General features: G+C 36.0%; 9 protein-coding genes. 7 read left to right on the plus strand and 2 right to left on the minus strand.

Going from position 1 to position 12,986, the window contains the following annotated elements; genetic code table 11:
- Position 1: 1 nt before the first annotated feature.
- Complete coding sequence (locus tag FB551_RS20915) at positions 2-1,009, minus strand: hypothetical protein (RefSeq protein ID WP_142018811.1); 1,008 nt, start codon at positions 1,007-1,009, stop codon at positions 2-4.
- 193 nt (positions 1,010-1,202) lie between these two features.
- Between FB551_RS20915 and FB551_RS20920 the strand changes: the two genes are divergently transcribed.
- Genes FB551_RS20920 through FB551_RS20940 form a run of 5 tightly spaced genes read left to right on the plus strand, consistent with a single transcriptional unit; the run spans position 1,203 to position 7,835 of the window.
- Positions 1,203-4,856, plus strand: coding sequence for an MMPL family transporter (locus FB551_RS20920; RefSeq protein WP_142018812.1), 3,654 nt, complete (start codon positions 1,203-1,205; stop codon positions 4,854-4,856).
- A gap of 42 nt (positions 4,857-4,898) precedes the next feature.
- Complete coding sequence (locus tag FB551_RS20925) at positions 4,899-5,813, plus strand: dialkylrecorsinol condensing enzyme DarA (protein ID WP_142018813.1); 915 nt, start codon at positions 4,899-4,901, stop codon at positions 5,811-5,813.
- A 1-nt stretch (position 5,814) separates the two neighbouring features.
- Positions 5,815-6,954, plus strand: a complete 1,140-nt coding sequence (locus FB551_RS20930; RefSeq protein WP_047424825.1) for a beta-ketoacyl-ACP synthase III — start codon at positions 5,815-5,817, stop codon at positions 6,952-6,954.
- Positions 6,954-7,385 (plus strand): hypothetical protein, encoded by a 432-nt coding sequence (locus FB551_RS20935; RefSeq protein WP_047429012.1) that lies wholly within the window; start codon positions 6,954-6,956, stop codon positions 7,383-7,385. The genes FB551_RS20930 and FB551_RS20935 overlap by 1 nt, the downstream gene beginning before the upstream one ends.
- Positions 7,386-7,391: 6 nt before the next feature.
- A complete protein-coding gene (locus tag FB551_RS20940) occupies positions 7,392-7,835 on the plus strand; it encodes an ABC transporter permease (protein WP_079243425.1) in 444 nt (147 codons plus the stop codon).
- A 421-nt stretch (positions 7,836-8,256) separates the two neighbouring features.
- On the opposite strand, the gene FB551_RS20945 is transcribed toward FB551_RS20940, so the two are convergent.
- Complete coding sequence (locus FB551_RS20945) at positions 8,257-11,169, minus strand: M16 family metallopeptidase (RefSeq protein ID WP_142018814.1); 2,913 nt, start codon at positions 11,167-11,169, stop codon at positions 8,257-8,259.
- 354 nt (positions 11,170-11,523) lie between these two features.
- Between FB551_RS20945 and FB551_RS20950 the strand changes: the two genes are divergently transcribed.
- Both FB551_RS20950 and FB551_RS20955 read left to right on the plus strand, forming a co-directional pair.
- Positions 11,524-11,928, plus strand: a complete 405-nt coding sequence (locus FB551_RS20950) for a hypothetical protein (protein WP_142018815.1) — start codon at positions 11,524-11,526, stop codon at positions 11,926-11,928.
- 61 nt (positions 11,929-11,989) lie between these two features.
- Positions 11,990-12,985 carry a BtrH N-terminal domain-containing protein gene (locus tag FB551_RS20955; RefSeq protein WP_047429056.1) on the plus strand — a complete coding sequence of 332 codons (996 nt, stop codon included), beginning with the start codon at positions 11,990-11,992 and terminating at the stop codon, positions 12,983-12,985.
- Position 12,986: the final 1 nt, after the last annotated feature.

Genomic DNA, 12,986 nt, shown 5'->3' on the forward strand with positions numbered 1-12,986 from the left:
GCTAACTCTCTGATGTTTTTTTAAACTGATGATATGCTGTGATGAATCCGGTCAGAATTAATGACAGGAAAAGCCTCACTTCCCAGAAAAGTCCTACTAAAGTAATCATAAGAAGATAAGGAATGGAAAAGAAAAAATACTTTCCAAAAACACTTTTGTTTTCTTCTTCTGTACAGAGACCATATATAAAATAAATCACAATTAATGCAAAGGCCAGTCCCGCAAGATTAAAAGGACTGGAAAAGTTCCTGTTAATGTAAAATCCTTCCACAAAAGTTGTTTCATCCTGAACAAGCAGGGCTCTCAATCCCAGATAAGGAATCAGAAAAGCAACAACAAGTGGTATAATTTTCCAGATTACCTGATAATTTCCTTTCTTCAAGTCATCTATATTGAAAAATACTGCTGCAAAAAAAGCAATATTCAGGCAGGCCGTTTCTCTCACCAAAGTAGAGATACCAATAAGACCAATAAGAATAAAAAAGAAAGCATTTTTTCTGGTATCTAAATATTTCAGAGTCAAAAATACCCCTGACAGATAACAAAAGAGTGCAATGGTATCACAGTTTGTAGGGGCATACTGCGTTATCACAATAAAAAACACAGACAGGAGGTGAATAATCCTTCTTGCATGAAGGTTCAACAAAAGCCCTGTTGATTTCATCCGGAAGATAGCATTCAAAATCAAAGAACACAAAATAAAGAACACACTGTTCATCAGGAAAAGCCCATGATAAAAAGGGGTTCCGTTTTTTGACAAAAAATCTTTGAAGAAAGAAAGAGGTCCGTTGATCAGGGCATACATCAGATCTGTCATCTGTACACTCAGATAATTAGGAATCACTCTGTAAGCATATACCGAGGAGAATAAAAAATCGGGAGTTTTTTCTGATGTTTTCAGTCTTGTATAGGAAGATTCAAATCCGTAATAAGACATAGCAAACAACAGAAGCGGAAGTACTATTACAAATAGAAATCCGTTTATTTTTTCATCATTTCTTTTCAACATATCTAAAACAGATTCTTATTTTTTTAATAATAATGGTGGTTTAAAATACATTTTTTCAAAAGGGAACTTTTGCAAAAGTAGAATATTTTTTCATTCTTCCTAGAATATTTTATTGATTTTCAGTTAAAACTTATCACTAACTATTTTGAACTAATGCTTAAAAAATTAAATTTGCAGACTTGATTTAAATGCAATGCATCGCTTTTTTATATTTTTATATTATCTGATTTCCAAAAATAAAATTCTATCTGTACTGACAGCACTTGGAATTGCCGTTTTATGCATTTTCATTGCGTCAAAGATCAATTTTGAGGAAGACATCAATCAGATTATTCCTAAAAATGAAAAGTCAGATCTTACAGCAAAGGTCCTGAAACAGCTTAATTTTTCGGATAAGATTATTGTTATTATAGAGAACAAATCCGGCGAAGACAGCTTCCAGCTTTCTGAAACGGCAGATTCTTTCCTGAAAAAAATTGAACCCTTACAAAAATACATCGGTTCTGTTCAGGGTAAGGTGAATGATAATGAAATCTCCGAAACCTTTGATTTTGTTAATCAGAATTTACCTCTATTCCTTAATGAGAGTGACTATAAGGAAATTGACAGGAAACTTCAGAAAGACAGCATTGCCAGACAGGTAGAAAATAATTATATATCATTGGTTTCTCCCACAAGTCTTGTTACCAAAGAGTTTATAAAAAAAGATCCTCTGGGGCTTACTTTTTTGGGAATCAAAAAATTAAATGCTTTAAACATCAGTAAAGACTTCAAACTTGAAGACAGCTATATTGTAACGAAAGACGGTAAGAACCTCTTGCTTTTCATTGATCCTAAAAATAAAAGTAATGACACGAAAGCCAATGAGGCCTTTGTAGATCAGCTTAATTCCATCAAAGACGGAATCAACAAACAATTCAAAGGAAAAACAGAGATCAGCTATTTTGGTTCTCCGGTGATTGCAGTGGCCAATGCGAAGCAGATTAAAAAAGATATTCAGAATACTGTGGTGATTTCCATGACGGTTCTTTTAATCCTTCTCATTTATTATTTCAGAAATATTTTCACCCCCGTCATTGTTTTTCTGCCTACCGTATTTTCAGTTCTGCTTGCGCTCTTAGTCCTTTATTTTATTAAAGATAAGATTTCGGCAATTTCACTAAGTGTGGGAGCTATTCTGATTGGGATTACCATTGATTACGCCCTGCATATTCTTACCCATTATAAGCACAACAATAATATTGAAGAGCTCTACAAAGAAATTACGCAGCCTATCATACTAAGTAGTGCAACGACAGCCGTTTCATTCTTATGTCTGGTTTTTGTCCGTTCGGAAGCATTGAAAGACTTAGGCCTTTTTGCAGCTATTACCGTAATTCTTTCTTCAATCACAGCTTTAATTATCGTCCCTCAGCTTTATAAACCAAAAGAAAAAGGAGAACATCTCAACACCAACTTTATTGACAAGATCGGGTCTTATCCATATGAGAAAAACAAACCTCTGATTATAGGATGCTCTGTCATTATTCTTGCCTGTCTTTTTGGTTTCAGGCATGTCGGTTTTAATGAAGACATCGGTGATCTGAATTATATTCCAAAAGAATTAAAGATCAGCGAAGCAAAACTTCAGAAACTTTCAGACATTACTTCCAAGTCTATCTATACTATTTCTTATGGAAATTCTGAAGAAGAGGCCTTATCCCGAAATTCAGAATTAAGCAGTTTTCTTGAAAAAGAGAAAAAAGAAGGCAAAATTTTAAGCTATAACTCTATTGGAAGTGTAGTACTCTCAGAAAAGGATCAGCAGAAAAAGATAGAGAAATGGAATAGCTTCTGGAATGATCAGAAGAAAAATCAAACTACTTCTGAATTGATCAGTAATGGGAACAAATTCGGTTTCAACAGTTCTGCATTTGACAGCTTCAATGAAACTTTGCGTAAAAATTACTCCGCGTTGAGCCTGAAGGATTATCAAAAGGTAAAAGCACTTCAGATTTCAGAATTCATGAGCAACGAAAATGGTTTCTATACGGTTTCCAATGTGGTAAAAGTGGACGAAAAAAAACGGGATACTTTCATCAGGGATATTGAGAAGAAACATGATGCTATTGCCATTGACCGCCAGCAGATGAATGAAAATTTTCTTGGTTTGCTGAAAAGAGATTTCAATACATTGATTAATTATTCTCTTCTTGCCATCATTTTAACGATCATTGTTTTCTTCAGGAATTTTGAGTTAACAATTCTTACGATGTTTCCCATTGTTTTAACAGGAGTAGTTACAGCAGGAATCCTTTATTTTCTTGGATTGGAATTAAATATTTTCAGTACCGTAGTGTGTACGCTGGTATTTGGAGTTGGAGATGACTTCAGTATCTTCCTGACTCAGGCTATGCAGAAAGAACATACCACAGGAAAGAATGAATTACCAACCTATAGAATTTCAATTATTCTTGCCGTTTTTACTACGATTCTTTCAATTGGCTCTCTGATTTTCGCCAAACACCCGGCACTGCATTCTCTGGCGTTGGTAGCCTTGATAGGAATGTTCTCTGTCATTGTGATCACCTCTACCCTATATCCTTTCTGGTTCAGATTATTCATTACCAACCGAACCAAAAAAGGACTTTCTCCAATCACCTTAAGATTATTTTTTATTTCAGTCTTTTCATTTTTATATTACGGACTTGGAGGACTTATATTTTCAGCATTCGGAAGCTTCTTTGTGAAAAATTCCAAAGGCCCGGCATTGAATATTATCAAATTTATTTTAGCCAGGTTTTTAACTTCTGTCCTTTATTCTAATCCATTTGTAAAGAAGAAGGTCATTAAAAATACATCGGAGGATTTCAGCAAACCTGCAGTCATTATTGCCAATCATACCTCTTTCCTGGATACGCTGGCCATCGCAATGGCTACCCACAAAATCATTTACCTGGTGAATGACTGGGTTTATCAGTCTCCTGTTTTTGGAAAACTGGTAAGGGCGCTGGGTTTTTATCCCGTTTCACAAGGAATCGAGAATGGAATGGATAAACTGAAAGAGAAAGTAGACCAGGGCTATTCCCTGGTAGTTTTCCCGGAAGCAGAGCGTTCTTATACCAATGATGTGAAAAGATTCCATAAAGGAGCATTTTATCTTGCTGAACAATTCGGGTTGGATATTCTCCCACTTTATATCCATGGAAATTCTGAAGTATTACCGAAAGGAGATTTCATTATCTATGACGGAAGTATTACGGTAAAAGTGGGCAACAGAATAAGCAAAGACGATATGAGCTTTGGCACCAACTATTCTGAGAGAACAAAGAAGATCAATGCCTATTTCAGAGAAGAATTTGCCAGACTGCGTGAAGAAATTGAGGATGAGAATTATTTTAAAAAGAAATTATTCCTCAGCTACCTGTATAAAGACAGTGAAGTGGTAAAAGAAGTAAAAGAAGACTTTAATACCAATAAATCAGTATATTTCGAACTGAATAAACATATTTCTCCTGATGCCAATATTCTTCATATTGCTGATGATTTTGGACAGAAAGATGCTTTATTAACCTTATATCAGGCGAGCCGAAGAGTTTTTTCTCTGATCCGAAATGATGAAAAAAGAGCAACAGCTGCCCATAGTTATCTGGTAAAAAGAAGAAAGCTGCAGTATATTAAAGACCTTTCTGAAGTTAATAAAAAGATTGATGTTCTTTTGATTTCAGATGAACAGTTTACCATGAATAAAATTCAGGATTTGCCTGAAACAATCATTTTTGTAAATACAAAAAGCACTTCATTTGAAAGTGATAATTATACAGTACAATTTAGTTCCGAATCATTAAAAGTATTTAAAACTAAATAATACATATGAAAAACATACTTTTGTAAACGCTAAAGAAAACTAATGAAGAAAAATATACTTGTCATATATTATTCACAAACCGGACAACTCGAAGATATCGTGAGAAACATAGCCCAGCCTTTTGAAGCTAAAAAGGAGGCTTATGATATTACGTATTACAACATTCAGCTCAAGGAAGATTTTCCTTTTCCCTGGCCGGGTGATGTTTTTTTCAACACTTTTCCTGAGTCTTATTTGCAGATTCCAAAAGAAATCCTTCCTCCTTCAGAAGAAATTCTGAACAAAAAATACGACCTTATCCTGTTTGGGTATCAGGTATGGTATCTCACACCATCCATTCCTATTATTTCTTTCTTAAAGAGTGATTATGCAAAGCAAATCCTTAAAAATACACCTGTAGTAACGATCTCAGGAACCAGAAATATGTGGATGCTTTCCCAGGAAAAATTAAAGGTTTACTTAAGAGATTTACAGGCTAAACTGGTAGGAAACATCGCTTTGGTAGACAGACACGACAATTATACCAGTGTATTAACAATTCTCCGATGGCTCACCACAGGTCAGAAAGAAAAATCAGGAATGCTTCCTGCTGCAGGAGTTTCCGATGAAGAAATCTTAGGTTCGGTAAAGTATGGCGAGATTATTGAAAGACATTTTAATAATAATGACCTTACTCATTTACAACCGGATCTTGTGAAAAACGGAGCGATTGAAATCCGCGCTTTTTTAGTACGCGTAGAAAAGGTGGGGAACAAAATTTTTACAGTGTGGTCCAACCTGATTATCAAGAAAAAAGAGAAACGCCCATTGCTGATAAAATTCTTTAAGGTATATTTGATGGCAGCGATATGGATTATCTCACCTGTCGTTTTGGTTTTACACCTGCTTACAACCCCTATATTTTGGTTTAAAAGACAAAAACAAAAAAGATATTTACAAGGAATTAATTTAAAATAGAATGTACGACGTATTTATAACAAAAGCATCAAAATACTTACCCAATGAGCCGGTAGCGAATGATGAAATGGAGACTTATCTTGGGCTTATCAATGATGCGCCATCCAAAGCAAAATCACTTATCCTAAGAAATAATAAAATCACGACAAGATACTACGCTTTAGACAAAGAAGGAAACCCCACCCACTCTAATGCGCAGCTTACTGCAAAAGCAATTGAAGGACTTTTTGATGAGAATTTCAAAAAGGAAGATATGAAATTATTATCCGTAGGAACTACTTCACCGGACCAGATCCAGCCGTCTCACGCTTCTATGGTACATGGTGAGCTGAACATTGGAAAATCTATTGAGATTAATACCTCAACAGGTCTTTGTAATTCAGGGATGAATGCGTTAAACTATGGATTCCTTTCTGTAAAAGCTGGTGTTCAGGAAAATGCAGTATGTGCAGGTTCTGAAAGAATGTCTGCATGGATGACTGCTGACAAGTTCAACCACGAAGCTGAAAATTTAAAATTACTGGAGGAAAGACCTATCATTGCCTTCAAAAGAGAATTCCTGAGATGGATGCTTTCTGACGGAGCAGGTGCTTTCTTATTAGAAAATAAACCGAGAGAAAACAGTACTTCCTTAAAAGTAGAATTCATTGATTTCTATTCTTATGCCCACGAAATTGAAGCGTGTATGTATGCCGGATGTGACAAACTGGAAGACGGAAGCCTGAAATCATGGGCGGATTACCCTTCCGATGAATGGCTGAAGCAATCTATTTTTGCCATCAAACAGGATACTAAAATCCTTGATAAGTACATTCTGGTAAAAGGAGCTGAAAGTTTAAGATCATCTTTTGACAAACACAATTTAGATCCGGAAAAAATTGACCACGTATTGGCTCATATTTCTTCAGGTTACTTCAAAGATGGGCTGAAAGAAGAATTTGCTAAAAAAGGAATGGACTTCCCTGCAGAAAAATGGTTCTATAACCTTTCCGAGGTTGGAAACATTGGTGCAGGATCTATATTTATCGCTCTTGAAGAACTGATGAATTCCGGAACCTTGAAAAAAGGAGAAAAGGTACTTCTTTGTGTTCCTGAAAGTGGAAGATTCGCTTATTCATGCGCTTTATTAACTGTTTGCTAATGGAAAACAGACTGCCGACATCCGATAAAGATTTTGTAGAAAGCCTTATCCCACAAAGGTTTCCTTTTGTAATGGTGCACGAGTTGTCAGAATATTCTGAAAATCATCTTTTATCCGGTTTTGAAATAAAAGAAGATAACCTTTTCATTCAGGACGGCTTATTCCAGGCTTCAGGCTTAATAGAGCACCAGGCACAGAGCGTTGCCCTGCATACAGGATATAAATATTATCTGTTGGGAAAAGATGCACCTACCGGATATATTGGTGCTATCAAATCTTTTGAGGCTGAAATCCTGCCTAAAACAGGGGATCATCTGATATCTGAAGTAACTATTCTTAATGAAGTAATGGGAGTAACTCTTGTAGATATTGTTACGAAACTAAACGGTAAAGTGATTGCAAAATCTCAAATGAAAACCGCTGTAAAATAAACTGAAATGGAGATAAAGGAAGAGAATATCATCAATATACACAACTTTTTACCGCACCGTGAACCGATGCTGATGGCAGACTATATCCTAGAACTGACCAAAGAAAAAGTAGTGACTTCCTTTGAAATCAAAGAAGATAATATATTCGTTCACAACAATGAATTCGCAGAGGCAGGCTTAATCGAAAACCTGGCTCAAACCTGTTCATCTATCCTTGGACAAAGCTTCTTTGAAAATCCTGAAGCCGATACAAAAGTAATCGGGTTCATTACCAATATCAAGAAGATTGAAATATTTGCCCTTCCAAAAGTGAATGACAAAATTATTTCCAAAGCATCTCTTATCTCACAGTTTGAGAACATTTGCCATATCTTCTGTGAAACCTTTAATAATGATGAGTTATTGATCAGAGCAGAAATCAACCTGTTTATTCAGGAAGTAAAATCGTAATGATCAATTGAACATAGATATAGAAAAGCTGTACAAAACGTACAGCTTTTTTTATTCCAAACTATCTTAAATGAATTTGTGAAAATTCGTGCATTCATTTGTGTTATTCGTGTTTAAAATATAGGTTTCGGCTAAAGCCCATTGATTTTTTCTTTTTTTCAAGCCCACTTCTATTGAATTGATTACAATGCCTTTACGAAAAAATGTTCCTTTTTTGTTTATTTACACATTCATCAGAACGTTTAAAAACAACTGATAAACAATACATTACAGAATTAAAAACCTCATCATCAGATGAATTATTTCACGTGAAACATTTTATAAATCCGTGAAACTCTGATGGTCAGGAAGAAACAGTTGTAAACAACAAAAAAGCGGAACATTTCTGTCCCGCTTTTATCATTATTTTAAACAAAAGGAATTAATATCCAAAGATCTCTTCAAGAGATACTTCATGGAATTCTCCCATTTTGTTGATCGATTCCATATTCAGGTTTTCTTTCTTACCGATGATCGCTGTATTGTATTTTACAGGTTTTACTTCAGTGTTGTAGAATCCTGTAAGCTGTGGCAATGTCAATCCCTGGATTTCAGCGTAAATATCTTTTCTGATATCATAGTCAACCCCTAATTTTTTCAATGCTAACTGATTGAAGAAAATATTTGTTCTGTTGATTCTGTTGGAAGCAATCTGTTTCAAGGCTGAACCTCTTGCATTCTCAAACTGTGCTGGAATTTGTGGTAAAGATACCATCAGATCATTCATTGCATTTACCGCTAAAGGAAGCTTGTTTGACTGCGTTCCAATATAATTCGTCACATAGTTCGCTTTCCCTTGTTCTGAAGCATTTCCATAAGAAACATAGGCTGTATAAGCCAACGACTTACTTTCTCTGATTTCCTGGAAAACAATAGAAGACAGCCCTCTTCCGAAATACTCATTGAAAACATTAGCTTTTCCGAAGTTGCTAAGGTTTACAGTATTGGCTTTTGCAACTTTAGACATTTCCATCTGTACCATGTCGTAGTTTGTGAAATATACCTTCCCTTCAGTAGCCGGTTCAGCATATTCTTTTGCCTTTGCCGGCTGAAGACTTGTATTGATGATAAATGGCTTCACCGCTTTTTCCAATCCTGCCTGATCCTGTCCGTAAAGAAGCACCTGGTAAGGATATTGGTTCAGCGTTTTCACTTTCTTCATCAATTCTACGGCGTCAATGCTCTCAAGACGTTCTTTGGAAACAATGTCTGTCATTCTTGAATTTTTACCGTATTTAGCATAGTTTGAAAGAGCAGCCATAATTCTCACTTTATCTTTCTTCGCAGAAGCTCTTGATTCCAGAATTGTTTTTACCGTTTGGGCATAAATAGCTTTATCAGCTTTAACATTCGTCATCCAGTGGTTCATCAGCTCTGCAGCTTTTTTCATATTACTTTCAAGACCACTCAAAGTGATAATCATCTGATCGTTGGAAGTTCTCAGGCTATAGCTTACTCCCAGTTTAAAAAACTCTTCTTTCAGCTGCTCCGGAGTATACTTATCTGTTCCAAGATATTCGAAAAGAGTTCCTGCAACAGAAAGTTCTTTGTCATTATCTGTTCCGAAAGGGAAGACATAACTGATCTGAGCAACCTCATTATACTTGTTCTTCACAAAGCTTACCGTCTTATCTTTGATCTTTGAGGTCTGAATAGCTGTTTTAAAATCGATAAATTCCGGCTTACTTTCCGGCACTTTAGTATTCAGAATATCTTTAAGGAAAGGAGACTGAGCTTCTCTGTTCAGTTTAATCGGGGTAATTCCAGGGTTTTGTACACGTACAAGCTTATCGTTCACTCCTTTTTCCTTATAAATAACAACATAATTATCTTTAAAGAAATCGTTGGCAAACTTTACCACGTCAGCTTTTGTGATCTTATCATATTGATTGATCTCATCAAGCTCCTGCTCCCAGGTTCTTACATTGATATAGGAATCATAAAGCTCAGTAGCTAATCCATCAGCTGTTTCCCAGCTTTTCATGCGCTGAACTTTTTTATCATTTACGATAGCTTTAAGTATCCAGTCCGGGAACTGTCCTTTTTTCACAAGATCCAGCTGATCCATCAGAAGTTTTTTAGCTTCATCAAAACTTTGCCCTTCTTTGGGAGTTACTACCAGTCCAAATGTACCATACATTTTGTAAGGAGATTCATACGCTCCTGCTCCAAGCGTTTTTTGCTTCTGGTTGATATTCAGGTCAATTAACCCTGCATCTCCCCTGTTACTTAAAATTTCAGAGACTACATCGGCCAGTCTTGCTTCCTGAGTTCCATATGAATCTGTTCTCCAGGCAATCGTCATTCTTGGAGTAGTAGGACTTTTTACAGTTCTGGTAACAATGCTGGTCATTGGTTCTTCTGTAACCATCTTTTTCATCGGAAGTTCTTTGTATTTGAACGTTCCGAAATATTGATCAACTAATTTTATAGTTTTGTCATAATCCAGATCTCCTACCAATACTACAGCCATATTATTAGGCACATAATAGGTATCAAAATACTTGTGGATCGCTTCCATAGAAGGGCTCTTCAAATGTTCAGAAGTTCCGATTGTCGTTTGCTGCCCGTTCGGATGTTTTGGGAAAAGAGCCTGCATCAATGAATAGAAAACAAGACGGCTGTCATTATCCTGCGCTCTGTTGTACTCTTCATACACCGCTTCAAGCTCTGTATGGAAAAGACGTAAAACCAGTTCTGAAAAACGTTCTTTTTCCACTCTTAACCATTTTTCCAGTTCATTGGAAGGAATATTGTTTTTATAAACCGTTTCATCAAGAGATGTATGAGCATTTGTTCCTGTAGCTCCTAATGACGAAATCGCTTTATCATACTCATTAGCGATAGCATATTTGGAGGCTTCCTGGGAAACTTCGTCAATTTTTTTATAAAGTTCTTTCTTTTTTTCAGGATCTTTTTCTGCTTTATGCTGCTCATAAAGATCAGAGATCTGCTGTAATAAAACTTTTTCTTTTGCCCAGTCCTGGGTTCCCAGATGCGAAGTTCCTTTGAAAACCATATGTTCCAGGTAGTGCGCTAAACCTGTATTATCACTTGGGTCATTATTAGATCCAGTTCTTACGGGAATATAAGTCTGGATTCTTGGGGCATCATCATTTTTTGCCAGATACACCTTCAAACCATTTTTCAGGGTATATATACGTACACCAGCCTGATCGTTCTTTACTGTTTCATAGGTATACCCTTGAGCATCTGTAAGCTTTTGGGTCTCAAATTTTTGTGCCATTGCGCTTATCATACAGAAAAGCGAAACCGAAATAAAGATTTTCTTCATAGTAGTTATTTAATATTATTTTCAAACCAATTTCCAGACATTAGTCTTATTTATCTTAACACTTGTTACAAGAGAACTGTTACAAGCAGAATAATAAGCCTTAGGATTCTTTTAAGATTCTTTTCAATATGATTAGTTAAAAGCTTCCTTTTAAACAGTGACAAGAAAATTCAGGATATATTAAAATATGGTAGGCTTATTGAAGGTATATCCTTTATCTTACAACAATAACTCCCTCAAATTTAATATGATTTACATATAATGTATTTTCACTATTTTAGCCACCTGATTAAAACAATCAAAAACAGGTGAGCCATATTTCATCTGGAATCTAAAAATATAAACATTATTTAGATGAAAAAACAAGACCTGCCTCAAGACGAAAGTAACCTGAAATCCGCCAACATGACTGAAGTTCTGTATGTAACGGATGAGAACGACAATTACACGACAGCAAACAGTACAGGCTGGGATGCCAAGAAAGCTGCTCTGGATGAATCTATGGAACTTATTTATGAGAGAATTGAGGAAGCAAAACAAAATGTTGCCAATAATGTAGCAAGTCCTATTGCCTATTTTATGGAACTGAATAAAATGGACCTTGGTGTTCTTGCTTCTTATGTAGGAATGTGGCAATGGAGGGTAAAAAGACATTTTAAACCCAAAGTATTCAAAACACTAAGCGAAAATGCACTGAAAAAATATGCCGATGCATTCGGAATTTCAGTGGATGAATTAAAGAACTTCAACGGGAAATAAATGAGACCAGGCAGTGTAATGCCGGATCCTTTTTTAACCCATGAAAAGATACAATCAGCAAATGAAATTAAACTTTGAACACCATCAGACTGCGCATTGCGAAAACGGTGTTGCTTCTAATTTACTGCTTAACAAAGGACTTAAACTAAGTGAGCCTATGATCTTCGGGATCGGTTCAGGACTGTTTTTTGTCTATCTTCCTTTTTTAAAGGTGAATTTTGCTCCGGGCTTCAGCTATCGTCCGATGCCGGGTGCTATTTTCAGTAAAGCAGCCAAAAGATTAGGAATTAAAATCAAAAGAGAAAAATTCTCAAATCCTCAAGATGCTCAAAAAGCGCTTGAAAGAAATCTGGAACAAAATATTCCTACAGGACTTCAGGTAGGAGTTTTCAACCTTACCTATTTCCCTGAAGAGTACAAATTCCACTTCAACGCCCACAACCTTGTGGTCTACGGAAAAGAAGACGGAAAATTTCTGATCAGTGATCCGGTAATGGACTATACAACCTCTCTTTCCGAAGCCGAACTGGAAAAAGTAAGATATGCCAAAGGAGCACTTCCTCCGAAAGGACATATGTACTACCCTGTTTATGTTCCGGAAAATGTAAACCTTGAGGAAGCTATCAAAAAAGGGATCAAAGATACCTGTAAAAATATGCTGGCTCCCGTACCGCTTATCGGCGTAAAAGCCATGAGATGGGTTGCCAAAAGCATCCCTAAATGGGCAGAAAAGAAAGGAACAAAGGTAACCAACCATTATTTGGGACAGTTGATCAGAATGCAGGAAGAAATTGGAACCGGAGGTGGAGGCTTCAGATTTATCTATGGTGCATTTCTTCAGGAAGCATCTGTTATTCTTAAAAATGATGAATTAAAAGAATTATCAAAAGAAATTACTTCGATTGGTGACCTTTGGAGAGATTTTGCCGTGGATATTGCCAGAGTGTATAAGAACAGGAACTCAAAAAGCAATATCTATAACGAACTTTCAAAAACGATGCTGCACATTGCAGATCTGGAGGAAGCTTTCTATAAAAAACTGAGAAAAGCGATCTGAT

Origin of the sequence: Chryseobacterium aquifrigidense, from assembly GCF_006716485.1 — a bacterium.
GTDB classification, from domain to species: Bacteria; Bacteroidota; Bacteroidia; order Flavobacteriales; family Weeksellaceae; genus Chryseobacterium; species Chryseobacterium vietnamense.

What these genes read in the sequence shown, in the direction of transcription:
- FB551_RS20945 (WP_142018814.1), bottom strand. Translation starts at nt 11,169, where the DNA reads ATGAAGAAAATCTTTATTTCGGTTTCGCTTTTCTGTATGATAAGCGCA.
- FB551_RS20950 (WP_142018815.1), top strand. Translation starts at nt 11,524, where the DNA reads ATGAAAAAACAAGACCTGCCTCAAGACGAAAGTAACCTGAAATCCGCC.
- FB551_RS20940 (WP_079243425.1), top strand. Translation starts at nt 7,392, where the DNA reads ATGGAGATAAAGGAAGAGAATATCATCAATATACACAACTTTTTACCG.
- FB551_RS20925 (WP_142018813.1), top strand. Translation starts at nt 4,899, where the DNA reads ATGAAGAAAAATATACTTGTCATATATTATTCACAAACCGGACAACTC.
- FB551_RS20955 (WP_047429056.1), top strand. Translation starts at nt 11,990, where the DNA reads ATGAAATTAAACTTTGAACACCATCAGACTGCGCATTGCGAAAACGGT.
- FB551_RS20930 (WP_047424825.1), top strand. Translation starts at nt 5,815, where the DNA reads ATGTACGACGTATTTATAACAAAAGCATCAAAATACTTACCCAATGAG.
- FB551_RS20915 (WP_142018811.1), bottom strand. Translation starts at nt 1,009, where the DNA reads ATGTTGAAAAGAAATGATGAAAAAATAAACGGATTTCTATTTGTAATA.
- FB551_RS20920 (WP_142018812.1), top strand. Translation starts at nt 1,203, where the DNA reads ATGCATCGCTTTTTTATATTTTTATATTATCTGATTTCCAAAAATAAA.
- FB551_RS20935 (WP_047429012.1), top strand. Translation starts at nt 6,954, where the DNA reads ATGGAAAACAGACTGCCGACATCCGATAAAGATTTTGTAGAAAGCCTT.